We start from the raw sequence: 26,763 nt of genomic DNA on the forward strand, positions 1-26,763 counted from the left end.
AGAACACAATAAATAAACCCCAGTAAGAATTACTGGGGTTTATTTGGTTGCAAAAGCTGCGATACTGAAGCTAATTCTCTGTAACGGGTAATTACACATCCCACTCTTGTAATGCATCTTTTACATAATCGTAGCGCCAAGAGTTAAGTAAATCGGGCTTTAAATGTGTTTTACGTTGTTCAGGGGTTAATTTCCAATTCCAGCTGATCAGTTGGTTTATTTGCTTTTTAGACGCCATTACATCTTCAGGGATCCCCTGCTCTTTTGCCACTTTTGTGATTTTTTGTTTGATCTCTTTCGCCACTTTTTTATAAGCTGGGAAATCAATTAAGCGCTTAAGTTGCTCTGGGTAATCAGATACTGGGATCACTTTGGCTTTTTCGATACATTTTAATATCTCAACACCAGAACGATTTACTTCAATATTTTCTACATCAGGGATATTGCGTAATGCATTAAGGCTCGTCGGCTTGCGTTTCGCTATCTCAACAAGGTTATGCTCTTTGACTACAAAGTTTAATGCTAAATTTTTCCGGATGGCTTTATTTCTCCGCCAAGCAGCTAGCTCTTTTAAAATCACTAATTCTGATGGTTTTAATTGCCATGCATTTTTAATATCTTTGTATAGTAACTCATCTGGCACCTGATAAGCGCGTTTTTGAGCGACAAGATCCGTTTCATTAATCACTAACTGAAAGTAATTAGCTTCATTAATTTGTTCAATGATTATCTTAAAGCAGGGTAACAGATGAAATACATCAGCGGCGGCATAATCAAGTTGTTTTTCGGTCAACGGGCGTTGTAACCAATTAGTGCGCGACTCGCTTTTATCGATATCAATATCCAGTAATGCTTTTACCATATGTGCAAAACCCATACAGTTACCACGACCTAATAATTGCAAAGCAAACTGAGTATCAAATAATGGAGTTGGAACAAACCCCGCATACTTTTGAAATACTTCTATATCTTCTGAAGGCGAATGCAAAATTTTTAACACGCTCTCGTCACGCAGTATTTGCCAAAAATCAAATAATGAAAGTTCTGCTAATGGGTCGATCAGCGCCAAATGTTCGCCATCGTATACCTGAATCAACGCAACTTCAGGGTAAAGTGTTCTGCGACGCATAAACTCAGTATCAATAGCCAATAAAGGTTTATGACGAATTTGTTCAACAAACTGATTTAATTGCGCTTGGGTCTGAATCAATTGGTATTGCACTTTTGCTCCTACAATAAAAAAACCGGCAATTGCCGGTTTTTTTATAGTTGCTAATCTTTCAAAGCTCTTCTGAGTATTTTACCAACGTTGGTTTTTGGTAACTCATCCTTAAACTCTACGAGCTTAGGCACTTTGTAATTAGTTAAATTATCACGACAGTGCTTTATTATATCTTTTTCAGTTAAAGATGGGTCTTTTTTAACAATAAAAACTTTAACTTGTTCGCCACTTACATTATGAGGTATACCGATAGCCGCACATTCAAGTACGCCATCATGCATAGCAACCACTTCTTCAATCTCATTTGGGAACACATTAAAGCCAGATACAATGATCATGTCTTTTTTACGGTCAACGATATAGAAGAAGCCTTCATCATCGTAAGTTGCAATATCACCGGTAGCAAACCAGCCATCTTTTAAACACTCAGCGGTTGCATCTGGTCGGTTATAATAACCCACCATAACTTGAGGACCTTTAACCCATAACTCGCCCGGCTCACCTTTAGCGGCTTCTTCGCCATTATCAAGCACTAGTTTAAGTTCAGTACTAGGTGCTGGTAAGCCGATAGAGCCGTTGTATGCATCTAAATCATAAGGGCTAATAGTAACGAGTGGTGCGCACTCAGTTAGGCCATAGCCTTCCATTAATTTAGTTTTCGTAATTTTTTGCCATTTTTCAGCCACTGGGCGTTGAACCGCCATACCGCCACCTAATGACATTTTAAGGTGGCTAAAATCAAGCTCAGCAAACCCTGGGGTGTTTAATAAACCGTTAAATAGTGTATTTACCCCGGTAATTGCAGTGAATTTGTGCTGACTTAGCTCTTTCACAAATCCAGGCATATCGCGTGGATTTGTGATCAATAGATTAAGTCCGCCGTATTTCATAAATGTAAGGCAGTTAGCGGTAAGTGCAAAAATATGGTACAGCGGCAATGCTGTAACAACAACTTCCTTGCCACGCTCTAAAACGTTATCCAGACAACCAGACACCTGTTCAAGGTTGCCTACCATATTGCCGTGACTTAGCATTGCCCCTTTCGATACACCGGTCGTACCACCTGTGTATTGTAAAAAAGCCAAATCATCTAAATTTACTTCAGGTTTTGTATAACGACTTTCGTCCCCAGCAAGTGCCTGAGAAAATTTAATTGGGTTTGGTAAATTGTAGCTAGGCACCATTTTTTTGACGTGCTTTACCACAAAATTAACAATATGCTTTTTCAGCCCACCAACCATGTCGCCAACTTGCGTCACAACAATATGTTTTACCTTGGTGTTGCCAAGTGCTTTTTCTAACGTATCGGCAAAATTAGCAAGGATAAATATAGCATCAGACTCAGAGTCATTGAGCTGGTGTTCTAGTTCACGAACAGTATAAAGTGGGTTAACGTTAACCACTACACAGCCTGCACGTAAAATACCCAATATTGTCACTGGCGTTTGCAATAAGTTGGGCATCATGACCGCAACTTTAGCACCTTTCTTTAACCCTAAGTCGTTTTGAATGTATGAAGCAACACGTTTTGTGGCGCTGTCCATTTCGTTATAACTTAGTGTTTTGCCCATGTTAGTAAAGGCTGGTAAATCTTTGTAATCAGCGAAGCTCTTCTCAAACACTTCTAATAACGAATTATAGTGTTCAGGGTCGATAGTTTCAGGCATACCTTCTGGGTAGCGCTTAAGCCAGATCTTTTCCACTCTTAGCTCCTGTTCTGTTTATAATTTATTTTTATTAAACCTTAAACTATGTAAGGCACTTTAACAATCGAGCAAATACTCTAATGGGCAAATAATCCCACATTTGGGGCAATTATACAATTAACATGCACCAGTTTGCAGCATAAATGCATGAACTTGCAATAGGCATTGCTCATTACTTTGCATATGGCAGTGATGACCTCCTGGTACTTTAACTACATTTAAGCCATTGAAGTAATTACTGTATTTAACCAAATTCTCTGTTACAAACGGATATCCTTGCTCACCAATAATGAGCTGACATGGCACATTTATTTCCTTTATAATAGCTATACATTGTGCTTCATCAAACCTAAAACCTGAATGATTTTTAAGCTTTGGATCAGTTCTTAAGCTCACACCTGTGTCGGTTTCAATTAAATTCCTCTGCATCAATAACGCAATTAAATTCATCGGTAAATCTGTCGACAACGCGCGCGCTTTGTAAATTTGTTGTTTTGAACTATAGCTTCGTGCTGTTCGGTTACGTAACTCATAGCGCTTAGTAATGGCCTGACGAAGTTGTTTAACTACATCTTCGCTAGGTGTTGTGATCACTCCTATGCCTTCTATTAAAGTGACAGAGATTACTTTTTCAGCAAAGCAACTGGCAAACAGCCCTGCGACCATCGCTCCCATCGAGTGCCCCACTAGATGCACTTTTTCAACCCCCAGTTCTGCGATTAAGTTATATACATCATCTACATAGTCAACAAAATAATAGTGAGCATCATTACTACGCCAATCAGAACGCCCATGGCCTGGAAAATCAATGCAATACCATGTTGCATTGAGCGTAGCATGTTCAAGCATTGGCCGAAAACTATAACAATTATCTAACCAACCATGTAATGCAATCACAACTTCTTTACCTTCGCCAAAGGTTAGGCCATGAAGTGCTAATTCGCCACTTTGAACTGAAAATGATTGCACCAAGTTACTCCTCTACGTTTTAAGTCCATTTAACGAAAAATACATTTATTTATAATACATTGCATATACAATAACACCATACAATAAACAGGGTACAAAAATGAAAAAACAATTAAGTCTATTGGCGTTGCTTTGTTCGAGCAGTGTCTATGCAGAGCAAGCACCTAAGAACATCATTTACATGATTGGCGATGGTATGGGGCCGGTTTATACTACTGCGTATCGCTATTATAAAGATGACGCAACAACAAAGCCGATTGAAACAACTGTATTCGATACAATACTAACAGGCATGGCGTATACCTACCCTGATGATCATACTTATGTGACAGACAGTGCAGCAAGTGCAACAGCACTCAGCTCAGGTCATAAAAGTTATAACGGGGCTATTGCTGTTAATACCGATAAAAAACCTGTTAAAACCATGCTCGAAATAGCAAAAGAAAAAGGCATGATCACAGCGCTGGTTGCCACTTCGCAAATTAATCACGCAACGCCTGCGAGTTTTGCCTCTCATAATGAGTCACGTCGTAACTATGACGAAATAGCCAATGATTATATCGATAACAAAATCGCCGGGAAATTACCTGTAGATCTTATGCTCGGCGGTGGTACTAAGTACTTTATACGTGAAGACCGTAATTTAGTTGAAGAGTTTAAAGCAGCTGGATACCAATACAGCGATGACTTTACCGCATTAAAAGACATTAAGCAGCTCCCTGCATTAGGATTATATGCACCCGTTGGTATGCCATTCGCTTTAGATGAAAACCCTACACGATTAGCACAAATGACTAATAAAGCATTAAATTTGCTTGATGAAAAAAAACAGCAAGGCTTTTTTGTCATGATTGAAGGCAGTCAAATAGATTGGTGCGGCCATGCAAATGATATTGCATGTGCCATGGCTGAAATGGATGACTTTGCTAACTCAATTGAATTGGCTAAAAAGTACATAGATAACAACCCTGATACCTTGTTAGTGGTAACTGCCGATCACTCAACAGGGGGATTATCAATTGGTGCCCATGGTCAATATAAGTGGGAAACTGAGGTTATTAAAGGTGTAAAAGCGACAGCAAGTAAACTGACCGGTTTATTGCTCGAATCAAACGATATGAAATCAGTTTGGCAAGCAAATACTAATATTGAATTTTCAGCTGAAAATAAACTTAAGCTTGAACAAGCGAAAAAACTAGGTGAAAAACCATTGAACCTAGCCATTAAAGATATTATTAACAAGGCAAGCTTTACTGGTTGGACTACGGGCGGTCACACTGCTGTCGATGTGCAAGTGTTTGCATATGGCGCAGGTGCGAGCGAATTTACTGGTTCGCTGAATAATACCGATATCGCTGATAAATTAATAAACTTTATCAATTAAGCTTTTTTTAATAAGCTTAACGCAACATTAAACGCTAATGCTTTATTGTATAAAAAGCCCTGTGCAGAATGTATTTGGGCTTTTTTTACCACTGATTCATGTAATTCACTTTCAACCCCTTCGGCGACAATATTAAAACCAAGCTCGTCACATATTTGCGCCAAGTGTTGATACAGTTAAAACCAAATGCAACAATCGCAATATTTAACTTGATAATCTGAAATAACATTGTAAGATGTACTGTATGTATATACAGTATTCTTATCTATGTGGGTGTCCACAACAAAACTTGCCAAGATTGAGGGCGTTACAACGCAAACAATTAGGCGAAAAATAGAAAGCGGGTTTTACGAAAAAGTTAAGCAAACTGAGGGCGGTCACAACCGCGTTTTTATTACCCAACAACGGAGGATATGCTATGCAAGAGTTAGTTCAATCAAGCAAAAGTCTAGTATCGACACGCAAAAGCGTATCCTGCTCGAACGGTATCCTGACGCAGAATTTATCAGTGACGTTGCCAGTGCTTTCAACTTTAAACGAAAAGGACTGCAAACCATTCTGGAATCAGCAATGCTCGGTCACTCAGTCCACATTATGGTTGCCACAAAAGACCGACTCGCAAGGTCTGGTTTCGAGCTTATCAAATAGCTTGTTGAATTATCGGGTGGACGAATCGAGATCTTGGATGACTCGAATAACACCACTGAATCGTTCGACACCGCTGAACTTATCGGTTTTATTACCTCGTTCTGCAATAGCCATTACGGAAAACGATCCGCTGAAAGGCGCCAAAGTAATAGCATCAAAAAAGATCAGGTTCTACCCAGAGAATGAGACTGCTTACTTTGATGCGTTGGCGCTTTATCGCAGATCTTACAATCTAGCTGTCGAGCGATTCCGCAAGGATGATTACAAGGATGAAAGCGGTAAGTTCATCAATATGCGTCCCGCAATTAAGGCGCAAGTCGAACAAGAACAAAAAGTGTCTGGCAGGGCTTATAACTCCTTAATATCTGATAACGGAACTTTAGCTGCTGCCACGACATTCAAAGCGGTATGCAGCAACAACAAGAAATTGAAAGGCGCCAAGTCTGGTTTTAGTGAGATTAGATTTAAGAGCCGCAAGGGCTCTAAGCATTCTTTTAGTATCGACCGCTTACCAAAGGGGTTAAATCCTTGCGTAAATGCGTTAGGAAAGATCCACCTAACTGAAAGCATACCAAGTGAGGCAATTGGTAAAAGTTGCATTGTCACTTGCGACAAAGGACGATGGTTTATCCAAGTGCAGCAACACATCAAGCTTCAAACCGAGATCCAAGGTGAAGTAAAATGTGTTGGTGTTGATCAAGGTGTACGAACGTTTGCAACTTGCTTTAGTAAAGATGATGCGTTGGTCGTAGGTGATAACTTTGCCAAAGAAAAGCTATTCCCGTTAATGAAACGTGTGGATAACCTGATCGGTCAAAAGCAAAAAGTGTTAAACACTCAGAAAGGCGTTAAATTCCCTGATATGCCCCAATGGGCTAGAGATCGTATCGTTCATTTTGAGAGTGAGATTAACCGTTTAAAGTGCAAGAAAGATGACCTTATCTTGGACTTACACAACCGACTAGCTTATGAACTTACATCGAGCTATGACGTTATCTTTTTGCCGTCATTCGAGACAAAAGGGATGGTTACACGGAAAAATAAAAATATTCGAACAATCCGCCGCAACACTTGCCGCCAGATGCTTGATTTAAACCACTACGGCTTTAAGTTGCGCCTAAAGTGGTACGCAAAAAAGTACGGTAAGCAAGTTGTTGATTGTAACGAGGCATACACATCTAAAACTAGGTCTTGGGATGGTTCTATTAATACAAAACTAGGTTCATCAAAAGTCATTAAAGGCGATGGCTTTACCGTTGGCCGAGACATGAATGGTGCGAGAAACATCTTGCTTAAACATTTAACAAGGTAGCTTGAACCTTAGTCATAACAACGAATGTTTCGTTCGTTGCGATTTAAATCAAGAGCGCGGCCGATTTTACGTTATCACACTCGGGTAATAAGCTTTTATCTAATTTAATGGTATTTACATTAAGTAAGCGTATAGCTAACGACACCTAGCTTTGCTAAAGTTCCAAGGCAGAAGTGGCTCAAGGTTATCTGGCTGCTCCGCAATATGTTGTAAGCAAGTAGTAATATAGTCATGCACTACAAGATCATTGGCCTTTGCGGTTTCAACAAGGCTATAGAGTATGGCGCTGGCATGTGCACCATTGCAGGTATTTGAGAATAACCAGTTTTTTCGCCCTATTACGAACGGTTTTATGGCTCGCTCTGCGCGGTTGTTATCAATACTCAGCCTGCCATCATCGAGGTAACGCCTGAATTTATCAAACTGATTTATCGCATAGGAAATTGCTTTACCTAGCACCATTTGAGGAGGGATTTTGTCTTTGTGTTTGAGTAACCATTGATACAATTCATCAACGATTGGTTTGGCTTTTTGCTGCCTAACGGTGAATTTTTCATCGGCCAGTTTACCTTTGATGGCTTGCTCAATACCATAGAGTTTGCGAATAAGGTTAAGTGCTACATCCGCTTTGACGGTTTTTTTATTATTGCCTTTGGCCTCGATGAACTTACGGCGTATATGGGCTAGGCACGCAACCAGTGTTGCATTCGTTTGCTCGTAAGCCTTGTAGCCGTCAACGTGCATGTAGCCTTTGTAACCATCAAGAAAATCAACCGCACATTGGCCTGCGCGACTGTTATGGTAATCAAACAGGACAATATTAGTGCCTTTACCCGGTTTATCATCGCCACAACAATACAGCCACATATAGCTGGTCGCTTTATCTGCGTTAATAACGTTTAACGAGGTTTCATCGCCATGAATAACCGCTTGAGATAGCAAGATTTCTTTTAAACGCTGATAGAGCGGTGACAATAATTCAGCACAGCGTAACATCCAACTCGACATGGTTTGTCTGCTCAACTCAATACCGATATCAGAAAATAACGTTTCTTGGCGATAAAGCGGTAAACCAAACTGGTATTTACACATGATTATTTGGCTCAGCAAACTGGGCGTTGCAATGCTTTTTGGAATAACTGTTGCGGGCATCTTTGCGGTTTTCACCACACTTTCAATCCCTTCTCGCTCACAATGACGACACGTATATTTTGGACGAATGGTTTTGATTACTTTGATATGCGCTGGCACAAATTCGAGTGCTTCACTGCTGCTTTCACCCATTTTATGTAGTGGGCTTTGACAGCAATCACACTTTTTATCACCCTCATTAAGGTCAATAACCACTTCAACTCGAGGTAACTGTGCTGGCAGTGGGCGGCGTTTCGGTTTGGCTTTTTCTGTCTTTACTGAGGCTGATGTTGCCAATAGCGCTTTATCATGTTCATCAAGAATGTCTTCGGCTTCATTGAATACTTCGCCTGCACCCGGCATCTTTTCAGATTTCTTTGCGTACTCTTTGGCAAGTTTTGCGTTATAAGCTTGCAGTAATTCGTGAATTTGCGCGTCTTTTTCAGCTAACTCTTTATCCTTTTTCACAACGATGTGTTGCAACTCAAGTAACATGCGTTTGAGTTGTTCTGGGTCGTCAGGCAGTGAGTGTGCATCGAGTTTCATACCTGCAATTTAACAAAACTTTGTGCACTTTTCTTGTTTGCATGGCAGATAAAATAGGATGTGTGGCAATGATCGTTTACTGTTAATTAGATCATAGATTGATACTGCAACTCCTCATGACCAAGAACATCATACCCCGACAACAACCAATCCAGTTGCTGGGGACTGAGTTCAAAATCTTGTAGACTCGCTTGGTTTGGCCATTTGAATTTTTGTTTTTCTAACCGCTTGTACCACAATGCAAATCCCGTTCTATCCCAGTAAACCAACTTGAGTTTATCTTTCGCCTTATTGCAAAACAAAAACAACGCGCCAGTGTAGGCATCACGTTCAAGCTCGCCTTCAACGATAGCGACCAAGCCATCAATAGATTTTCGAAAATCCACAGCATCGCGGTGTAAGTAAATACATTTAGGTTCAAGAAACATTTTCATCGGGCAAGCTCGCGCAGTAATTGGCCTAGATAAGATGCAGACGTTGTGGGTGGTAAGCTGACTTTTACTTTACTAATCGAGAGGATGATTGGCTGTTGTGGTTCGATGATATCGACGTGTTTCGTGACGTTTGCTCGAACAAAGCTTCCTGATGAGGCATTAAGTTTACTTAGCGCGGCATAAAACGTTGTTTTTGATAAAGCATTTTGCTGGCAATAGTCAGTGATAGTTAAATCACTGGCTTGTTGTTCTTCAATAATACTGCGCCACTGTTCTAGGCTACGCGTTTTTCTCATGACTATCTCCTCATTGAAATTTGGAAATAGCTTAATCATTTTACTGAGTTACTGGCAGGTGTATTTTGCTAGACGCTTACTACATTAAGTTTAGACAATACTGATAAACATGAATACCCCGTACCAAAGTCATCCATTGCACACTTGATCTGATGTTTATTAAGATATTCTACGAGTTTAACGGTTGCTTCAAAATCTTCTATATAACTGGACTCTAAAATTTCAACTTCGACTTGATTTGGAAAACGAGCAAATGCATTTACCACACGCTTATAAGCACCGGCTAATAAATTTTGTGGCGAAATATTAAAGCTAACTTTCGGTTTAAAACCTTGCGCGGCAAAATTAGCTAAATCGACTTCCAACTGATCAATGACAAAGTCATCAATAATATACATCAAATTATGTTGTTCTAAGGTATCTAAAAACCAAGGGCCAACGACTTCACCATCCGCTTGAACTAACCTAAGAAGCGCTTCAAAGCCGACTATATTTTTCGATATGGGATCTATTTTGGGTTGATAATATAACGTAAGCGCCCCTTTATTTAAGGCATCAGTCACCGTCTTTAAACTATATTGTTGTAATTGATTTTTGGAGTGGGAAATTACAAAGTTTTGCTCAGAGCTGCCCTCAATTGTCGCCCCAGCACTGTATCGCTTCACCAGCATATCAACCGCTTTGCCAGTAATATTATAACGCTTATTTGCCAATACAAATGGGTAATAAATTGCCACATTTAACAGGATTAAAACCAATTGTAATAAAATACCTGTCCAACTATGTGTTGCCATCCAGCCGCTTAAAAACACCGGCGTAAACCAAGGAATATTATCACTGGCATTGATCACGACAAACCCATACTCAACCACAGTGTAAGCAATAACACCGTTTACAATTGGTGTTAACAAAAAAGGAATTAAAAAGAAGGGGTTAAACACAATGGGTAACGCATAAATCATCACCTCACTAATATTAAAAACCGCCAATGGCATCGATATACGTGCAATACTGCGCTCATGCTCAGCGTCTTTCAGTAAATAACAGGTAATGATCAATCCCCAGATACACCCCGTTCCCCCTAATAACACGAAGATACTAAAAAAGTTATAGCTGGTTAAGCCACCTAAAAGGGTATAGTTGGTATAAGCTGCTGGCGCTAAAATATGATAAGCATTATCACCGTGTATACCAAAAAACCATAAGATGTGCGCACCCAGCATTTGTAAACTAACTTTGCTGAAAATAGACACGTCATCATTTGAGCTTACTAAATAGGATAATCCAAGTTTGCCAAGTTCAGTGATAACTGGGATCACTAAAAGAGTGAGCAGACTGACTATCAAATAAGGGAAGATCAAGTTTAAGTGCTTTCGTAAGAATAAACTTATGGTACTGATCCCAACCAATTTTAAAGCACTAAATGAAGAAAAAAACTTAAGTAGATAACAACAAAAAATAGGCATCAAAATGGAGTATAGAACCCCTGCGCGGTTGTCGATCTGGATTTGCGTCCCGGTATCATAAAAATAACCCGTACTGGCAGTAAAACAGGTTATCACCAACACGGGCACTGCAATGGTATTTAGCCGTAAATTTTTTGCTAGGTAATAGCTAAAAGCCAATAACGTAATTAAAGGAAACAAAGCCCAAATTAATTGATTAAAGCTATTTAAAAATGCATAACCCCCACTTCTCCCTGCTATATTAAACCATTGATTTAATAGTGTAATTAATGAAGCAACTATAAAAAAAGGGATCAACGCAATATAGCCTTCACGCAAAGACAATATTACTGTATTAGATGACACTTTTACCGCTAAACGATTAAAATGATGAAAAATATTCGTAAAAAGCACGGTGAATTTCTTGTTATTTTTTTTATACAATACCTAAATAAGGAAATTTAACAAGTCGAACCTATTGCTAAATCAAAAAACCAGCAACTAAAAGTTACTTAAAAGCAACATCTGCATTACATTTACTAGATGATGTAATTAGTGCTAGCGCCATAATAAGCGATTACTCTAAGCGTAAATATCCACACCAATTAGGTTTTGCACTTCGGCGCGGCGCTCAAGGTTGGCAAATTCAGTATAAGTGGAAATGGCTTTACTTACTTTAGGTGAGGGTTGGTCATAGATTGTTTGTTGATATTGGGTATTGGTTTTGTTGCTGTTTAATTGAAGCTTCTGAGCAAGATCAAAGCCTTCTTGACTCGACTTAACATATTCTGGCTTTTGTTCATGGGCATTAGATTGCTCTAATAAACGTTGCGGTTTATTAGCTACATTCTGTTTAGAGGTAATCTTACCGGGAATATCCCCCGTGTAAAAACCTGAGCCAATGGGTAAAGTCACATGCAGTTCTCATCAAAAAGGTCACTTGAATTATGTGCCATAATCCGTGACCTTGCAAGTTTGTAGTTTATTCTATTCGCGACCAGGCAGCTTTTTCCAGGTTACGGTATCACGTACATATTTAGGCTGTGCTTGAGCCGCTTCTACAGTTTGGTTATGGACAAAGCCCTTAATAACTGATGCCGACATATACAACGCATTTGGCAGTGTAATGTCATTATTAAGCGTCATACCAGCAATACCTTGTAAAGTTTCTGGGTAAGTTTGCCAGCCAGTACCAACAGCCACCCCCTGCTTATTATTTAAATCAAGATTATCTGGCTTAAGTACTTGTTCTTTGCCCACTAATTCCATGGTGCTATCTGCTGCAAGCTTATATTGAGCGTAATAAATTTCCCCCATACGCGCATCAATGGCACTAAATACCTCTGTTGCACCGGTTTCTTGATATGCTTGCTGCGCCATCATTTGTAGTGTGGATACACCAACTAACGGTAAGTTACAGGCATAAGCAAGGCCCTGGGCTATGGCAACACTAATTCTCACACCAGTAAAACTGCCCGGACCTTGTCCAAAGCCAATGACGTCTAAATCTTGCAAACGGCAATTTGCTTTTTCTAAAAGAGCATCAACTAAAGGAAGAATTTTTTGACTGTGTTGCTGAGGACACTCTTCAAAATGCGAATACGTCTGACCATTTATAGTTAACACCAAAGAAAGTGCTTCTGTTGATGCATCAAGTGCTAAAAAATTTACCGCAGGATTAGTTGCTGTATTACTCATGTTTGGTTTCTCTAATTTATTTGTTCTAAAAACTCACTCGCCACTTCAATGCTTCTGGTACGGCGCATTGGCGGTAAACTTTTCAAAAAAACTTGGCCATATTGGCGGGTAACTAAGCGATTGTCACAAATGACTAATACACCTTTATCTTTATTATCACGAATTAATCGCCCCACCCCTTGTTTTAGTGCGATAACCGCTTGAGGCAATTGAATATAAGCAAAAGGGTCGTGCCCTTGCATTTGTGCATCCTGCATTTTTGCTTGTAATAACGGGTCATCGGGGGCTGCAAATGGTAACTTATCTATGATAACACAACTTAACGTACTGCCTCTGACATCAACCCCTTCCCAGAACGAGGCCGTGCCTAATAATACAGCATTACCATGGCGGGTAAACTTCTCTAGTATGATGCGTTTAGACATTTGGCCTTGCATATAAATAGGGTAATCGATTTGAGCGCTTAACCCTTCTGCGACTAAATGCATCATGCGATAACTTGTAAAAAGCACAAAGCACCGCCCTTTCGCTGCTTTAATAAGTGCCAATGTATGCTTAATAATTGCATGCGGCATATTCGCGGCATGTGTTTCAGGTAGATAGCGAGGTAAACATAACAATGCTTGCTCATGGTAATCAAACGGACTATCTACCATCATGCTTTGTGCAGGCTTAAGACCCAGGCTTGCATTAAAATGCTCAAGGCCATTATCAACCGATAAAGTAGCCGAGGTAAATACAAAACCCGCGCCAGTTTCTTGCATCATTTGCGCAAACTTAACGGACACATTCAATGGGGTAACATGCACGGTTAAGTAGCGACGGGTCGTTTCATACCAGTAACTATAACCCGTTTGGCTAATGTCAAATACACGTTCTAATTGCCCTTTGAATACAAGGGTTCGCTCAAAAGGGTGTTCTATTTTGTCACTTCTATCTAAACAATGCTTCAGCACTTGATAGAGGAAATCTAGATCACTGATCACTCGGTGCAAGGCTGCACATACATCCTTATTGGCAAGTTTTTCTCGCCAATCCCCGCGGCTGCTGTCTAAGCCAAATTGCAAACGTAAGTCAGCCACACTGGTCTCTAACTTATTGAGGGTTTTACCTAATTGCAGCATATCTTGGATTTCAGCACGATAAATAGCACGTAAATCATTAATTAAATCAATTAACTTTTTGCTACTAACACTTTCTCCAAAATAATCACTGGCAATTTCGCTAAGTTGATGGGCTTCATCAAAAATGTACGCATCTGCAGTGGGGATAAGTTCAGCAAAACCTGTATCTTTCACTGCCATATCGGAAAAAAACAAATGATGATTGACAACCACAACGTCGGCTTCCATGGCTGTTAACCGTGCTTTTCGGATATAACACTCTTGAAAATCAGGACATTCTTTACCTAAGCAATTATCAGCCGTGGAGCTGACATAAGGCAGCACTTTGGCATCTTCTTCAATGCCAATACAATCGGCTAAATCACCGGTATGAGTTTCACTAGCAAATTTAGCCACCATAGCGAGTTGATGCATGACATCAGAGTCATCTGTTGGCACATGAGCAACATGCTGACTCAAGCGGTAGGTACATAAGTAATTGCTGCGGCCTTTTAACAGAGCCGTTTTTTTACTGGCGCCTAAGGCTTTAACCAATTGCGGTAAATCACGATGATAAAGTTGCTCTTGCAGCGCCTTTGTCCCCGTTGAAATAATGGTTTTGCCTTTTGACTTTAATGCAGGAGCTAAGTAAGCATAGGTTTTACCCGTACCAGTCCCCGCTTCAACTACAAGTTGAGAACGGTTTTTCAGTGCTTCGCTTACCGCAACAGCCATATCAATTTGTGGTTGCCGAGGGGTGTAACCATCAAGGGAAAGCGCTAATGGGCCTGTTGCACTAAAAAGCTCTTTGATAATATCGTTCGCTTGACCAAATATAATTGCGGAATTTTACAAAAGCAGAGCCTTAAGGGCAAGTTAATCCATCACGATAACCCAAGAATCTTTATACAGTCCATTACTTGTAACAACACAAGTTAGGCGGAACACTAATTGCTTATATTTTCAGTTAAAAGAGTAAAACGAATAAGCGCAAAGGATGCTAATGCTTGATAAATTAATGCAATACAATTCGTTTGATGAACCTTGGCTACTACTTATTGCTGGCACTATGTCATGCGCTATTATATTGTTTTTATTAAAATATATAATTTTTTGGCTATTGAGAAAGTGGACAAAATCAACTGGGTTTGTGTTTGATACTTTATTGGTTAATTCGCTTTCCACACCGGTTACATTGTGCACTATTATGGTGCTATTAATTATTTTTAGTCACCTTTTAGATGCAACAGGCTTTATGGCAGAGCAACCTTTGCCTATTGAAGCAACTGCAAAAGCGATTTGTATTATTGCCTTGATCCTATTTTTTGATAATTTTTTATTTGGTACTGTTGATTATTACAGTCGAAAATCGACCGTGGTTTCAAATAGCCACAGTATCATAAAAGGTCTGTTACGATGCTCCATTTTATGTATCGGGATGCTTGTTCTGCTAGGTACTCTAGGTATTTCAATTACACCTATCATCGCCTCTTTAGGAATCACTTCATTGGCCGTTGCACTTGCATTACAGCCAACGTTAGAAAATTTTTTTTCGGGTGTACAACTGGTAATAGATAAACCTATTCGTGTTGGTGATTTCATAGAACTTGAAAGTAAAGAGCAAGGGTTTGTTGAAAAAATTGGCTGGCGCTCTACCTGGGTTAAAATGCTACCTAATAACATGATTATCATACCGAATAGCCAATTATCTAAATCTAAAATCATTAATTACTTTTACCCAGAAAAAGAACTAAGCGTTCCTGTGGAAGTCAGCGTACATTACAAATCAGATCTAGAACGAGTAGAACAAATTACCCTTGAAGTTGCACGAGAGATTTTAGTCAGCCATGAATGGGGTGTCGATGATTACAGTACATTTGTTGTCTATCATACTTTTGACCAATCAAGTATAAATTTTACAGTAATGCTCAGAGTGAAAGAATATTTTAATCGGTTTTGGGTTAAATCTGCATTTATAAAAGCGCTGCATAAACGCTTTAGCCAAGAAGGAATTGTTATCCCATTCCCTATCAGAGCAATCAATACAAACCAAGAAAAAGACACTTAGGTAACCGATTAAATTTAGCTGTAGGTCAAAAAATTATAAATAATGTGACACATATGACTTTGCGCAGTAGCATATGTACAGACTTAATTTATCACTAATAGTTTTCAGTAGAAAATCACTTTTAAGGTTAACCTATGAATGCTTGGTATCTGATCTGTTTTTTATCTGCAATTGCAATTTTTATCGCATTTGCTAACCAATACATCCTGAAAATGCAAACCACCATTGCCATAACGACAGGCTCAGTTGTGATTTCATTATTATTAATTTTAGCAGTAAAACTACAAGGCGACTCAACCGCCCTTGAGATCACCCAAGTTGTTTCAAGTATTAATTTCAACCAATTGTTGCTCAAAGGGATGTTAGGGTTTCTACTGTTCGCTGGCGCGCTTGAAATCAATCTCGCTGCGCTAAAAAAGCAACGCTGGGAAATCACTGCTCTGGTGTTATTTTCAACCTTGGCTTCAACATTCATCATTGGTTATTTAAGCTTTTACGCATTTGAGCTACTTGGGTGGTCTGTCCCCTTTATTTACTGTTTATTGTTTGGCGCACTTATCAGCCCAACCGACCCTATAGCTGTGCTCGCTATAATCAAACAAATGCGTGCTCCCGAGGGGATATCTGTGCAAGTTGAAGGCGAGTCACTGTTTAACGATGGTATTGGTTTGGTGATCTTCACCACCATTTTTGCAGTGGCGTTTTATGGCACTGAAGCAACAGTCGTTGATATAGGTGAGTTATTCTTAGTTGATGCCATTGGTGGTATCGTATTTGGCTTAGTTATTGCGCTAGTAGGCCACTTTTTAATAATTAACAGCCGCGATGTTAACATTCGTTTATTACTCACTTTAACTATCCCAACAGCAGGATTTGCTGCTGCCAATATTTGGGAAATATCAGGTGCATTGGCCATGGTCACCAGCGGTATATTGCTTGGTAATATCACCCGCAGCAAAGCCACTGAACGCACAGGGCCTGAAGACACACGCTACGTAAAAGATTTTTGGCACGCCACTGATAGCTTTCTAAATGCGTTATTGTTTTTGATTATTGGTATGCTCATTGTCACTATGCCCATCAGCCTTGCGGAAATTGGCTTAGGTTTACTTATGGTACCAGTTGTACTTTTTGCCCGTTTTATCAGTGTTGGCGCGCCGTTTGTGGTGTTCAAGAAGTTTAGAAAATACGACAAACATACAGTGAAAATCTTAACTTGGGGTGGTTTGCGTGGTGGTTTGGCACTAGCAATGGCCGCAGCAATCCCACGTGATGAGGTGTTTATTGGGCAATCAGATTTGCACAACCTTATTGTTATAATTACTTATGTGGTCGTGATATTCTCTATTATTGTTCAGGGTCTAACTATTTCCCCTCTCATTGAAAGTAGTATCAGTGCCAACAAAGAAAAATAAAATTAAATAGCTATCGCCGCGATAGCCCTATCGCGGCTCAGCAAAAACTAATTAATTATGCTATTGAGGTGAATAAGTTATCACCCTTTTTTACGCCCATGTATCTAAGTGGTTATCATCTTCGTTGTTGTTTTCCTGCTGTTTTTTTCTTTCTTGCACGGCTTTTTCTGCCATTTTAGTTTGCTGAGCCAACTCCCTTTTTTGCCGCTTTTCACGCTCAATTCGCTGCGCGTTCGAGTCTTTTAGCCCCGCAATATGAAAAGCACCTTTAGATTCAATCTGCAAGCGAGTTATTTGCCCTAAATAAGGGATCATAATATCCATGCGTTCCTCCTTTGGTTACTCTTATCATCGGCCGTTATAGCTTATTCTTTAATTTATGCAAAAAAAACTTGCCACCTATAACAAAAATATGTTTTTCTATATGTGAAATTTACTTAAACAGATTAAACACTTTTGTTTCGACTCTGTAATACAAAACAAAATGTTATTTAGGAAATATTATAATGCGCTTAAACCTGACAACAGTACATCATCACCACCATTCACCGGAATAACCTGTCAGGTCTTTCGCTGAGAGGTTATTCCTAAAAGGAACCTCTGGCGAATCAACATACTAGATTCATTTTCGCCCTGAGGTTCCCTCGGGGTTTTTAGTTTTTAAATTAAAGGAAAATGAATAATGAGTAACAGCAACCGTCTACGTATCGCCATTCAAAAAGGTGGCCGCCTTTCTAAAGATTGCCAAGACTTACTTAAACAATTGGGTGTTAAACTTAATTTACGTGAGCAGCGCTTAATTGCACACTCTACAAACATGCCAATTGACGTACTACGTGTGCGCGATGACGATATCCCGGGCCTTGTTATGGACGGTGTATGTGACTTAGGTATCGTTGGTGAAAATGTACTTGTAGAAGTACAAGCAGAACGCGAGCGTCAAGGCGTACCTAGTGAAGTAAATAAACTTGCTAAACTTGATTTTGGTTTTTGCCGCCTAGCACTTGCATGGCCACAAGAGCTTGGCCCACAAGATAAAAGCTGGTTTGAAGGCAAGCGCATTGCTACCACTTATCCTGAAATTCTAACACAATACCTAAAACGTGAAGGCATTAACGCAAGCACCGTTATGCTCACAGGTTCTGTTGAAGTCGCCCCTCGTGCTGGCCTTGCTGATGCAATTTGTGACTTGGTATCAACCGGTGCAACACTTGAAGCTAACGGCTTAATGCAAGGTGATACTATTTTAGAGTCAAACGCCTGTTTAATTCAAAATAAAGACTTACAAGATTCTGACAAGTTAGCCCTTATCAATAAGCTCATGCCACGCTTACGTGGTGTAAAACAAGCAAAAGAAAGCAAGTACATCATGCTACACGCACCAAAAGATAAGCTTGATGAAATTTGCGACTTATTACCAGGGACAGGTCAACCTACTCTACTTGCTTTAGCTGGTTCTGATGATTATGTTGCACTACACATGGTCAGTAGCGAAACATTATTTTGGGAAACGATGGAGCAACTAAAAGCGCTGGGCGCAAACTCTATCTTAGTAATGCCAATTGAAAAGATGATGGAGTAACTAAATGCTGCGCTGGAATGAGGTATCCGCAGACGAACAAGCAGCGGCGCTAATGCGCCCTGCTGTTAGTGCGAGTGCAAAAGTAGAGGAAATTTGCCAAACAATTATGGCAAATGTAAAAGAGCAAGGTGATGAGGCCCTGCTCGATATGGCAAAGCAATTTGATAATCGCCCATCGCCGCGATTATTAGTGCCTGTTGAAGAGATCAACAATGCAGTACAACAGTTAAGCCCTGAGCTTAAATATGCTATCGATACGGCGTATGCAAATGTTAAACGCTTTCACCAAGCTCAATTGCCAAAAGATATTCAGTTAACCACTCAACCAGGTGTGTTATGTGAATTAAAATATCAAGCAATTGAGGCAGTCGGTATCTATGTACCCGGTGGTAGCGCGCCATTGCCTTCTTCTGTGATCATGCAGGGTGTTCTTGCGCAACTTAGTGGTGCTAAAACAGTTGTTCTAGCGACTCCGGTGCAAGGCGATGCACACATCAATCCAGCAATTTTATATGCGGCTAAATTATGCGGAATCAATACAATCGTAGAAAGTGGCGGCGCCGGAGCAATCGCCGCCATGGCTTATGGTACTGGATCTGTGCCCAAAGTGAATAAAATCTTTGGCCCCGGTAACAGCTTTGTCACGATGGCAAAACAACTTGTTGCACAAACAATTCCTGGCATGGCAATCGATATGCCAGCGGGCCCGTCAGAGGTTCTAGTTATTGCTGATGAGCGTGCTAATCCTGAGTTTATTGCCGCTGATTTGTTATCTCAGGCTGAACACGGTGCTGATTCTCAAGTCATTTTACTCAGTAATAGTGAATTAACCATCGAGCGTACACAACAAGCAATAGAGCGCCAGCTTACCAAGCTATCGCGCCAAGATATTGCAGCACAAGCGCTGGCCAATTCATCATTAATATTAGTTGATTCTATTGACCAAGCATTTGATGTATCGGCTCAATATGGCCCTGAACACTTAATTTTGCAATTAGCCGATGCTAATCCGTATTTAGCTAAAGTTAAAAATGCAGGCTCTGTGTTTGTTGGTGATTATACCCCAGAGTCTGCGGGTGATTACGCCTCTGGTACTAATCACGTGTTACCCACTTACGGTTATAGTGCAACCTATTCGAGCTTAAATTTGCTCGACTTTTTTCGCACATATACAGTACAAACCATTACCCAAAGTGGCTTAAAAAACTTATCAAAAGCTATTTTACCACTGGCTGACGCTGAAGGGCTTGATGCCCATGCCAATGCAGTAAATGTGCGTTTAGAGGCTATGAATAGAGGCAATGATAATGAGTAATAATCCTTTATTACCTGCAAATATTGATGCATTAGCAGCGTACAGCTCTGCCAAAAGTGAAAAGCTAACAGGTACCACTTGGCTCAATGCTAATGAAAGCCCGTATGTGAAAAACATTGATATTAATATTGATGATTTAAACCGTTACCCAGATCCACAACCTGCTAGCGTAATTAACCGTTATGCAGAGTATGCGCAGTTAAGCACCGAGCAAGTATTAATGACTCGTGGTGCAGATGAAGGTATCGAGCTACTTGTGCGCACATACTGCGAACCAGCCAAAGACAGCATCGCGTTATTTTTGCCCACTTATGGTATGTATAAAGTCACCGCTGATACTCACAATGTCGCTATTAATGGTTTAAGCCAAGCTCTACTGCTTGAAGGCTCAGTGGATGACATCGTCAGCGCTGTGGGGAATTCTAAGTTAGTGTTTATTTGTAACCCAAATAACCCAACAGGTAGTTTAACCTCGCTTGATAAAATTAAAGCCATTGCAACGGCCCTTGAAGGTAAAGCATTGGTTATTGTTGATGAAGCTTATATTGAGTTTTGCCCAGAGCAAAGCGCCAGTAAACTAATCAACGACTACGCCAATGTTGTGGTGCTTCGTACATTATCCAAGGCATTTGCGTTGGCAGGTTTGCGTACTGGCTTTACGCTGGCACAAGAAGCGGTGTTATTACCGATTCGTAAAGTAATAGCGCCGTACCCGGTATCAACCGTTGTCGCAAGCATTGCAGCAAATGCCCTAAGCGCTGATGCAATTACTTCAATGCGCCGTCAAGTAAGCATTTTAAATGCCTTAAAAGAGAAACTAAAGCAGTGGCTCAAAGCCTCACCGGCGGTATTAAACGTACTAAGCGGTGAAGGCAACTTCGTTACCTTAAAACTTGCCAATAAGAACAGCTTTAATATTGCCCTAGAACAAGGTCTAGTAATGCGGGCATTCACTCTGTACGGTGAGAACGATTGGTTGCGTATATCTATTGGCAGCGAACAAGAATTAGAACAAGTCAAAATATGGTTAGATGGCCTTAGCCAAACAACCAACTTAGTAGAGCAGGAAGTATCATGAGTAACCCTTATTTATTTATTGACCGTGACGGCACTATCATTTCAGAGCCCGTTACTGACAAACAAGTCGATAGCCTTGAAAAACTAGAATTCTTACCGAATGTGATCCCTGCCCTGCTGCAATTGCAAGCTGCGGGCTACCGTTTGGTTATGGTGTCAAACCAAGATGGTCTAGGCACTGACAGCTTTCCAACGGCTGATTTTGATATCGCCCAAGATAAAATGATGGATATTTTATCTAGCCAAGGGATTAAGTTTGACGACGTGCTAATTTGCCCTCACTTTGATGAGCAAAACTGTGATTGCCGCAAGCCTAAAACAGGCTTACTTACTGAGCTTATGCGCTCTGGTAAAGTTGATTTAGGTCGTTCATTTGTTATTGGTGACCGCCAAACAGATATTGGCCTTGCACAAAACTTATGCTGCGAAGGCATTTTATATGACGGTGATTGGAACGCGATTGTCACCAAGCTTACCACTGCCGACCGCCAAGGCCGCGTTACGCGTAATACTAAAGAAACGCAAATTGATGTAAAACTTAATTTAGACCAAAGTAAAAATGGTGAAATAAGCACTGGTCTTGGCTTTTTTGATCACATGCTAGATCAAATTCGCACTCACGCTAACATCGGTCTTGATATTCAAGCTAAAGGTGATTTACATATCGATGAGCATCACTTAGTTGAAGATATTGGTATCGCTCTTGGCCTTGCGTTAAAAGAAGCGCTTGGTACAAAATCGCAAATTGCCCGTTACGGTTTTGCGCTGCCAATGGATGAATGTAAAGCAGAGGCACAAATTGACTTATCAGGGCGTGCATCATTTGTATTAAATGCTAACTTTAGCCGGGAAAAAGCCGGAGACTTAGACGTACAAATGGTTGAGCACTTCTTTAAAAGCTTAAGTGATAACGCTGCAATTAGTTTAATCATGTCTGTAAGCGATGGTAACTGTCATCACCAAGTAGAAGGCTTATTTAAAGCATTCTCGCGCGCGTTACGTATGGCTATTGCCGCTGACGCTAGCCAGCAAACAGCCAGCTCTAAGGGGTGTTTATGATTGCCATAATTAATACCGGTTGTGCCAATATTAACTCAGTGCGCTTTGCCTTTGAGCGCCTTGGCGAAACCCCTGAGGTGATCACCTCACCTGAGCAACTGAAAAACTTTGAGCGAGCTATTTTACCTGGGGTTGGCCACGCCTCTGTCGCTATGAGACGCTTAGTTGAAGGTGGTTGGCAACAAGCAATTAATGAATACCAACGCCCGCTTATGGGGATTTGTTTAGGCATGCAGTTGTTATGCGACAGCACTGAAGAAGGTAATGTGCAGTGTTTGGGAAAAATCCCTGGCCAAGTTAAAGCACTCGATGTCGGTAATTTAACCTCGCCACACATGGGCTGGAACAACTTAACGCTTAATCGCGAGCACGCCTTAACCAAAGGCCTTGATGTAAACGACCAAGTGTATTTTGTGCATAGTTTTGCCCACACAGTTAACGATGCAACACTGGTTAGCGGCGAATACGGGCAAACGTTCTCAGCGATTGTCGCCAACGACAATTACGCGGGGATGCAATTTCATCCAGAGCGTAGCGCAAAAGTCGGCACTCGGTTATTACAAAACTTTTTAGACTGGCAGCTATAGGCTGCTGGCAAACAAAAATTAAAAGAGAATTTAACGTGATTATTCCAGCATTAGATGTATTACAAAATCAAATCGTGCGTTTATATCAAGGTAAATACGATACCGCACAATTTTACCCGTTTGAGCTTGGCGCACGATTACAAGAATATGCACAAAGCGGCGCAGGTAAATTACACCTGGTTGATTTAGAAGGCGCACGCGACCCAAGTAAAAAGCAATGGCAGCACATTCAAGCGGCCACTAAAGCACTTAATGTGCCCTATCAAGTTGGTGGCGGTATTCGCACTGAGCAAGATGTCAGTGATTGGCTAAACGCTGGTGCTAACCAAGTTGTTATTGGCTCTATGGCGGTTGAAAAGCGTGATGAAGTGAAAAACTGGATTGAAAAATTTGGTGCTAAACACTTTGTGATTGCCCTTGATGTCAATAAAACAGCTAGCGGTTGGGCGCCTGCTACCCATGGTTGGTTAAGTGAGTCTGAATTTGGCTTATTTGAACTCATCGATTTTTATGTGGCATTGGGTGTGATTGATTTCCTATGTACGGACATCAGTAAAGATGGCACCATGACGGGTCCTTCTTTTGAACTGTATAAAGATTTAGCAAATCACAACAGTGATATTAAAGTACAAGCCTCTGGTGGTGTAAGCTCACTTGATGACATTAAAAAACTCAAAGAGCTGGGTGTGGGCGGCGTTATTTTAGGTAAGTCACTACTTGATGGCGCTTTTAATGTTGAGGAGGCGCTGGCATGTTATCAAAACGCATAATCCCATGCTTAGACGTAAAAGACGGCCAAGTAGTTAAAGGTGTTAAATTTAAAGGCCACGAAATTGTTGGGGATATTCTCACTCTTGCCCAAGCATACAGTGAAGCAGGCGCAGACGAACTGGTTTTTTATGAAATTAGCGCAAGCGTTGAAAAACGTTTACTCGATGTAAATTGGGTAGAAAGTATAGCGCGTCATATTGATATTCCTTTTTGCGTTGCTGGTGGTATAAAATCTGTTGCTGATGCAGCACGCGTACTTGAACGTGGTGCAGATAAAATCAGCATCAACAGCCCTGCTATTGCACGCCCTGAGCTTATCAAAGAGTTACACGATGAGTTTGGTAAGCAATGTGTAGTAGTCGGCATCGATAGCTTTTATGATGAAGTCACCGGCGAATATTTAGTATATCAGCTTACTGGCGATCCTAATGCATCGAGCCGTACACGCTACAAAACCGAGGAATGGGTTAAGCGCGTGCAAGATTTAGGCGCAGGCGAAATCGTATTAAATTGCATGAACCAAGACGGTGTACGTAATGGTTACGATAACCAGCAGTTATCTAAAATGCGCGCTTTATGTGATATCCCCCTAATTGCTTCAGGTGGTGCTGGTACCATGCAAGACTTTGTTGATGTATTTCAACAAAGTCAGATTGATGGCGCACTCGCAGCCAGTGTTTTTCACAAAAATGTTATCAACATCGGCGAATTAAAACAATATTTAACAGATAACCAAGTGGCGGCGCGACTATGCAACTAACTAAAGAAAACCTGACTCAAGTTGATTTTGCTAAAAGCGAATTGATCCCCGCCATTGTGCAAGATGCCCGTACTGGGGTTATTTTAATGCAAGGCTTTATGAATCAAGAATCACTGGAAGTGACTTTTGAAAAGCAAAAAGTGACATTCTATTCGCGTTCAAAAAACCGTTTATGGACCAAAGGCGAAACCTCAGAGAATTACTTAGAGGTAGTGTCGGTGCATACAGATTGCGACTACGATTCAATCTTAGTGCTAGCCAACCCACTTGGACCAACTTGTCACTTAGGTACACAAAGTTGCTTTGGCGATGCTGCAAAACCAAGCTTAAGCTTTTTAGCCCAACTTGAGCAAGTGATTGTAGAACGCAAGAATGACGACCCAGAGAAAAGCTACACTGCCTCTTTGTTTGCCAAAGATTTAAGCCGTAGCTGCCAAAAAGTCGGTGAAGAAGGCGTGGAAGTCGCCTTAGCTGCGATGAAACACGATAACAATGAGCTGACTAACGAATCTGCCGATTTGCTATATCACTTAATCGTGTTACTACAGCGCCAAGGTTTAGAATTGCAAGACGTTGTAGCATGTTTGCAAGGACGCCATAAGTAAGTTTTTTTACAATCTAAATCACGCTATGCTCTCAAGGCCTTTCTTTTCTGCTAGTGAGAGCATTTTTAGCGCTGCGCCTCTTGGTTTGCTTTCACCTTGTTCCCATTTTTTCACTAGTTTATCACTAACATTAAAATAGCGAGCGAATACAGGTTGGGAAAGGTTATTTTTTTGCCTTAATGTACGAACTTGCTCGGGCGTAAACTCATGTACCGTAGTTAAACACAGTGCATCAAATTTTCGCATGGTAGTCTTATTAATTACCTTAGACTTTTGCAAGCCTTTTGCAGTTTTATGTACTGCAGTTAAAATATCACTCATAATTTACTACCTCAATCAGCTCACCATCTTCTACTAATTAATTGGTTAAGCTCAGTCTGATTAAACGCTAAAAACTCCTTTGCTAACTCTTTTAAAGCAAGTTTTTCTTTGCCGTTGATATTAGCTCTGTCGCTTCTAGAAAACGCATACAGGAAAAAGTACTTTTCTCCTATCACAGCACCAACAATAGTGCGATACCCTGCACTTTTACCCTTATTCCCAGCAGCAATACGTTTTTTAAAAACATTACCACCCAACTCTGCATCAAAAAGCCCTTTGCTCATCTGCTCACAAGCGTTGATAAGATCATTATCTGACAGGATTTCTTTTTTAGTTAAAGATACGAAAACCTTCGTTTTGTAAATAAAAGTATACCCCTATAGGGTATATTTACAAGATGTAAAATTGGTACTAATAATGTTGACACATTTATTTTCAATACCTATATAGGGTACTTCTATTAGATAACTTTAATTTAAAATAAAAAATTATCAAATCCGCTTTAAACCTTTCTGACTACTCTTGCGACTAAACTAAAAACACCACAAAAAAGAAAGGGAATAATAATGAGCAACACATTTACTCGACTCACTCTGATCAGCGCAGTATTGCTATCAACTCAAGCATTAGCGTGGAATAACGATATGACATTGCAGGATACACAACAGCTGACACTTGATGCACAATCGCTCACAGCATTAAATGTAGAAGCAGGCTCTGGTTTTTTAAATATTGTTGGCAGTGATACTGACTCTATCACTGTAAAAGCTGAAATTTATCAATATGAAGCGCACAATAATTATTGCCTTAATTTGGTTAAGAAAGTCATTGCAGCGAAGCTCACCGCTAATAATTGTGATAACAATAATAACGAGCAACAAACACGCATTGATTTAACGGTATCATTACCGAAAACATTGACGCTTAATATTACCGATGGCTCTGGCGCAATTTCAGTTGATAATGCATCAGCTACAACAATTCACGATGGTTCAGGTGAAATACAAGTGCGCAATATCAAAGGTGATCTAGACATAGAAGATGGCTCTGGGGCAATTGAGGCACGAAACATTACCGGTAATGTAGACATTCACGACGGCTCGGGCAGTATTAAACTTGTAAACTCTAAGCAGAACGTGAAAATTAGCGATGGCTCTGGCAATATTACAGTAAAGAATACACAGGGAAATGTGACTATTGCTGATGGTTCTGGTGGTATTAATGTTGATAAAGCAGCAAGCTTTACCCTATTATCTGATGGTTCTGGCTCGGTTACAGTAAACAATGTGCCTAAACAAAACTTATAATT

The 26,763-nt window shown here is 40.4% G+C and carries 28 protein-coding genes; 14 read left to right on the forward strand and 14 right to left on the reverse strand.

Annotation, left to right across the window (positions count from 1 at the left end; genetic code table 11):
* Nucleotides 1-91: 91 nt before the first annotated feature.
* From rnd to NQT69_RS10095, 3 genes are all read right to left on the reverse strand, one after another.
* On the reverse strand, nt 92-1,222 hold the full coding sequence (rnd, locus tag NQT69_RS10085; protein WP_256827547.1) for a ribonuclease D: 1,131 nt from the start codon (nt 1,220-1,222) through the stop codon (nt 92-94).
* A 50-nt stretch (nt 1,223-1,272) separates the two neighbouring features.
* Nucleotides 1,273-2,925 (reverse strand): long-chain-fatty-acid--CoA ligase FadD, encoded by a 1,653-nt coding sequence (gene fadD, locus NQT69_RS10090; protein WP_256827548.1) that lies wholly within the window; start codon nt 2,923-2,925, stop codon nt 1,273-1,275.
* 120 nt (nt 2,926-3,045) lie between these two features.
* Complete coding sequence (locus NQT69_RS10095; RefSeq protein WP_256827549.1) at nt 3,046-3,897, reverse strand: alpha/beta fold hydrolase; 852 nt, start codon at nt 3,895-3,897, stop codon at nt 3,046-3,048.
* A gap of 100 nt (nt 3,898-3,997) precedes the next feature.
* Between NQT69_RS10095 and NQT69_RS10100 the strand changes: the two genes are divergently transcribed.
* Entirely contained in the window at nt 3,998-5,281 is a 1,284-nt protein-coding gene (locus NQT69_RS10100; RefSeq protein WP_256827550.1) for an alkaline phosphatase, read from the forward strand.
* Here NQT69_RS10100 and NQT69_RS10105 read toward each other — a convergent pair.
* Nucleotides 5,278-5,445, reverse strand: coding sequence for a hypothetical protein (locus NQT69_RS10105; protein ID WP_256827551.1), 168 nt, complete (start codon nt 5,443-5,445; stop codon nt 5,278-5,280). The two genes, NQT69_RS10100 and NQT69_RS10105, sit on opposite strands and share 4 nt — an antisense overlap.
* Nucleotides 5,446-5,548: 103 nt before the next feature.
* Here NQT69_RS10105 and NQT69_RS19570 point away from each other — a divergent pair, with 103 nt between their 5' ends.
* Both NQT69_RS19570 and NQT69_RS19575 read left to right on the forward strand, forming a co-directional pair.
* Nucleotides 5,549-5,929, forward strand: a complete 381-nt coding sequence (locus tag NQT69_RS19570) for a recombinase family protein (protein ID WP_372823009.1) — start codon at nt 5,549-5,551, stop codon at nt 5,927-5,929.
* A gap of 1,081 nt (nt 5,930-7,010) precedes the next feature.
* The gene (locus tag NQT69_RS19575; RefSeq protein WP_372823170.1) at nt 7,011-7,241 is read left to right on the forward strand and encodes a zinc ribbon domain-containing protein; all 231 of its coding nucleotides are present in this window, start codon (nt 7,011-7,013) and stop codon (nt 7,239-7,241) included.
* Nucleotides 7,242-7,376: 135 nt separating this feature from the next.
* On the opposite strand, the gene tnpC is transcribed toward NQT69_RS19575, so the two are convergent.
* From tnpC to NQT69_RS10145, 7 genes are all read right to left on the reverse strand, one after another.
* Nucleotides 7,377-8,918, reverse strand: a complete 1,542-nt coding sequence (tnpC, locus tag NQT69_RS10115; protein ID WP_256827553.1) for an IS66 family transposase — start codon at nt 8,916-8,918, stop codon at nt 7,377-7,379.
* An 86-nt stretch (nt 8,919-9,004) separates the two neighbouring features.
* On the reverse strand, nt 9,005-9,352 hold the full coding sequence (gene tnpB / locus NQT69_RS10120) for an IS66 family insertion sequence element accessory protein TnpB (RefSeq protein WP_256827554.1): 348 nt from the start codon (nt 9,350-9,352) through the stop codon (nt 9,005-9,007).
* Nucleotides 9,349-9,648, reverse strand: coding sequence for an IS66 family insertion sequence element accessory protein TnpA (gene tnpA, locus NQT69_RS10125; protein WP_256827555.1), 300 nt, complete (start codon nt 9,646-9,648; stop codon nt 9,349-9,351). Before tnpA ends, tnpB begins: the two co-directional genes overlap by 4 nt.
* A gap of 68 nt (nt 9,649-9,716) precedes the next feature.
* Nucleotides 9,717-11,507 carry an EAL domain-containing protein gene (locus NQT69_RS10130; protein WP_256827556.1) on the reverse strand — a complete coding sequence of 597 codons (1,791 nt, stop codon included), beginning with the start codon at nt 11,505-11,507 and terminating at the stop codon, nt 9,717-9,719.
* A 168-nt stretch (nt 11,508-11,675) separates the two neighbouring features.
* A complete protein-coding gene (locus NQT69_RS10135) occupies nt 11,676-12,008 on the reverse strand; it encodes a hypothetical protein (RefSeq protein ID WP_256827557.1) in 333 nt (110 codons plus the stop codon).
* Nucleotides 12,009-12,080: 72 nt separating this feature from the next.
* Entirely contained in the window at nt 12,081-12,791 is a 711-nt protein-coding gene (gene tsaB, locus NQT69_RS10140) for a tRNA (adenosine(37)-N6)-threonylcarbamoyltransferase complex dimerization subunit type 1 TsaB (RefSeq protein ID WP_256827558.1), read from the reverse strand.
* A gap of 11 nt (nt 12,792-12,802) precedes the next feature.
* Nucleotides 12,803-14,629, reverse strand: coding sequence for an ATP-dependent DNA helicase (locus NQT69_RS10145; RefSeq protein WP_256827559.1), 1,827 nt, complete (start codon nt 14,627-14,629; stop codon nt 12,803-12,805).
* A gap of 268 nt (nt 14,630-14,897) precedes the next feature.
* Here NQT69_RS10145 and NQT69_RS10150 point away from each other — a divergent pair, with 268 nt between their 5' ends.
* Entirely contained in the window at nt 14,898-15,962 is a 1,065-nt protein-coding gene (locus NQT69_RS10150; RefSeq protein WP_256827560.1) for a mechanosensitive ion channel family protein, read from the forward strand.
* 134 nt (nt 15,963-16,096) lie between these two features.
* Entirely contained in the window at nt 16,097-17,377 is a 1,281-nt protein-coding gene (locus NQT69_RS10155; protein ID WP_256827561.1) for a cation:proton antiporter, read from the forward strand.
* A gap of 90 nt (nt 17,378-17,467) precedes the next feature.
* On the opposite strand, the gene NQT69_RS10160 is transcribed toward NQT69_RS10155, so the two are convergent.
* Entirely contained in the window at nt 17,468-17,701 is a 234-nt protein-coding gene (locus tag NQT69_RS10160) for a hypothetical protein (RefSeq protein WP_256827562.1), read from the reverse strand.
* Between the two features lie 358 nt (nt 17,702-18,059).
* Between NQT69_RS10160 and hisG the strand changes: the two genes are divergently transcribed.
* The 8 genes from hisG to hisIE are packed head-to-tail and all read left to right on the forward strand — an operon-like array spanning nt 18,060 to nt 25,133.
* Nucleotides 18,060-18,959, forward strand: a complete 900-nt coding sequence (gene hisG / locus NQT69_RS10165) for an ATP phosphoribosyltransferase (RefSeq protein WP_256827563.1) — start codon at nt 18,060-18,062, stop codon at nt 18,957-18,959.
* A 4-nt stretch (nt 18,960-18,963) separates the two neighbouring features.
* A complete protein-coding gene (gene hisD / locus NQT69_RS10170) occupies nt 18,964-20,274 on the forward strand; it encodes a histidinol dehydrogenase (RefSeq protein ID WP_256827564.1) in 1,311 nt (436 codons plus the stop codon).
* A complete protein-coding gene (hisC, locus tag NQT69_RS10175; protein ID WP_256827565.1) occupies nt 20,267-21,352 on the forward strand; it encodes a histidinol-phosphate transaminase in 1,086 nt (361 codons plus the stop codon). Before hisD ends, hisC begins: the two co-directional genes overlap by 8 nt.
* Nucleotides 21,349-22,410 carry a bifunctional histidinol-phosphatase/imidazoleglycerol-phosphate dehydratase HisB gene (hisB, locus tag NQT69_RS10180; protein ID WP_256827566.1) on the forward strand — a complete coding sequence of 354 codons (1,062 nt, stop codon included), beginning with the start codon at nt 21,349-21,351 and terminating at the stop codon, nt 22,408-22,410. The genes hisC and hisB overlap by 4 nt, the downstream gene beginning before the upstream one ends.
* On the forward strand, nt 22,407-22,997 hold the full coding sequence (gene hisH / locus NQT69_RS10185; protein WP_256827567.1) for an imidazole glycerol phosphate synthase subunit HisH: 591 nt from the start codon (nt 22,407-22,409) through the stop codon (nt 22,995-22,997). Before hisB ends, hisH begins: the two co-directional genes overlap by 4 nt.
* Before the next feature lie 35 nt (nt 22,998-23,032).
* Nucleotides 23,033-23,767, forward strand: a complete 735-nt coding sequence (locus NQT69_RS10190) for a 1-(5-phosphoribosyl)-5-[(5-phosphoribosylamino)methylideneamino] imidazole-4-carboxamide isomerase (RefSeq protein WP_256827568.1) — start codon at nt 23,033-23,035, stop codon at nt 23,765-23,767.
* Nucleotides 23,749-24,528 carry an imidazole glycerol phosphate synthase subunit HisF gene (gene hisF, locus NQT69_RS10195; RefSeq protein WP_256827569.1) on the forward strand — a complete coding sequence of 260 codons (780 nt, stop codon included), beginning with the start codon at nt 23,749-23,751 and terminating at the stop codon, nt 24,526-24,528. Before NQT69_RS10190 ends, hisF begins: the two co-directional genes overlap by 19 nt.
* The gene (gene hisIE, locus NQT69_RS10200) at nt 24,519-25,133 is read left to right on the forward strand and encodes a bifunctional phosphoribosyl-AMP cyclohydrolase/phosphoribosyl-ATP diphosphatase HisIE (RefSeq protein ID WP_256827570.1); all 615 of its coding nucleotides are present in this window, start codon (nt 24,519-24,521) and stop codon (nt 25,131-25,133) included. Before hisF ends, hisIE begins: the two co-directional genes overlap by 10 nt.
* An 18-nt stretch (nt 25,134-25,151) precedes the next feature.
* Here hisIE and NQT69_RS10205 read toward each other — a convergent pair whose 3' ends face one another.
* Together NQT69_RS10205 and NQT69_RS10210 are read right to left on the reverse strand one after the other, a co-directional pair.
* Nucleotides 25,152-25,454 carry a helix-turn-helix domain-containing protein gene (locus NQT69_RS10205; RefSeq protein WP_256827571.1) on the reverse strand — a complete coding sequence of 101 codons (303 nt, stop codon included), beginning with the start codon at nt 25,452-25,454 and terminating at the stop codon, nt 25,152-25,154.
* A 20-nt stretch (nt 25,455-25,474) separates the two neighbouring features.
* Entirely contained in the window at nt 25,475-25,819 is a 345-nt protein-coding gene (locus NQT69_RS10210; RefSeq protein ID WP_372823171.1) for a type II toxin-antitoxin system RelE/ParE family toxin, read from the reverse strand.
* A gap of 201 nt (nt 25,820-26,020) precedes the next feature.
* Between NQT69_RS10210 and NQT69_RS10215 the strand changes: the two genes are divergently transcribed.
* Nucleotides 26,021-26,761: a hypothetical protein gene (locus NQT69_RS10215; protein ID WP_256827572.1), complete on the forward strand. Its 741-nt coding sequence runs from the start codon at nt 26,021-26,023 to the stop codon at nt 26,759-26,761.
* Nucleotides 26,762-26,763: the final 2 nt, after the last annotated feature.

This window comes from Pseudoalteromonas shioyasakiensis (assembly GCF_024518675.1).
In the GTDB taxonomy this organism is placed as follows: Bacteria; Pseudomonadota; Gammaproteobacteria; order Enterobacterales; family Alteromonadaceae; genus Pseudoalteromonas; species Pseudoalteromonas shioyasakiensis_B.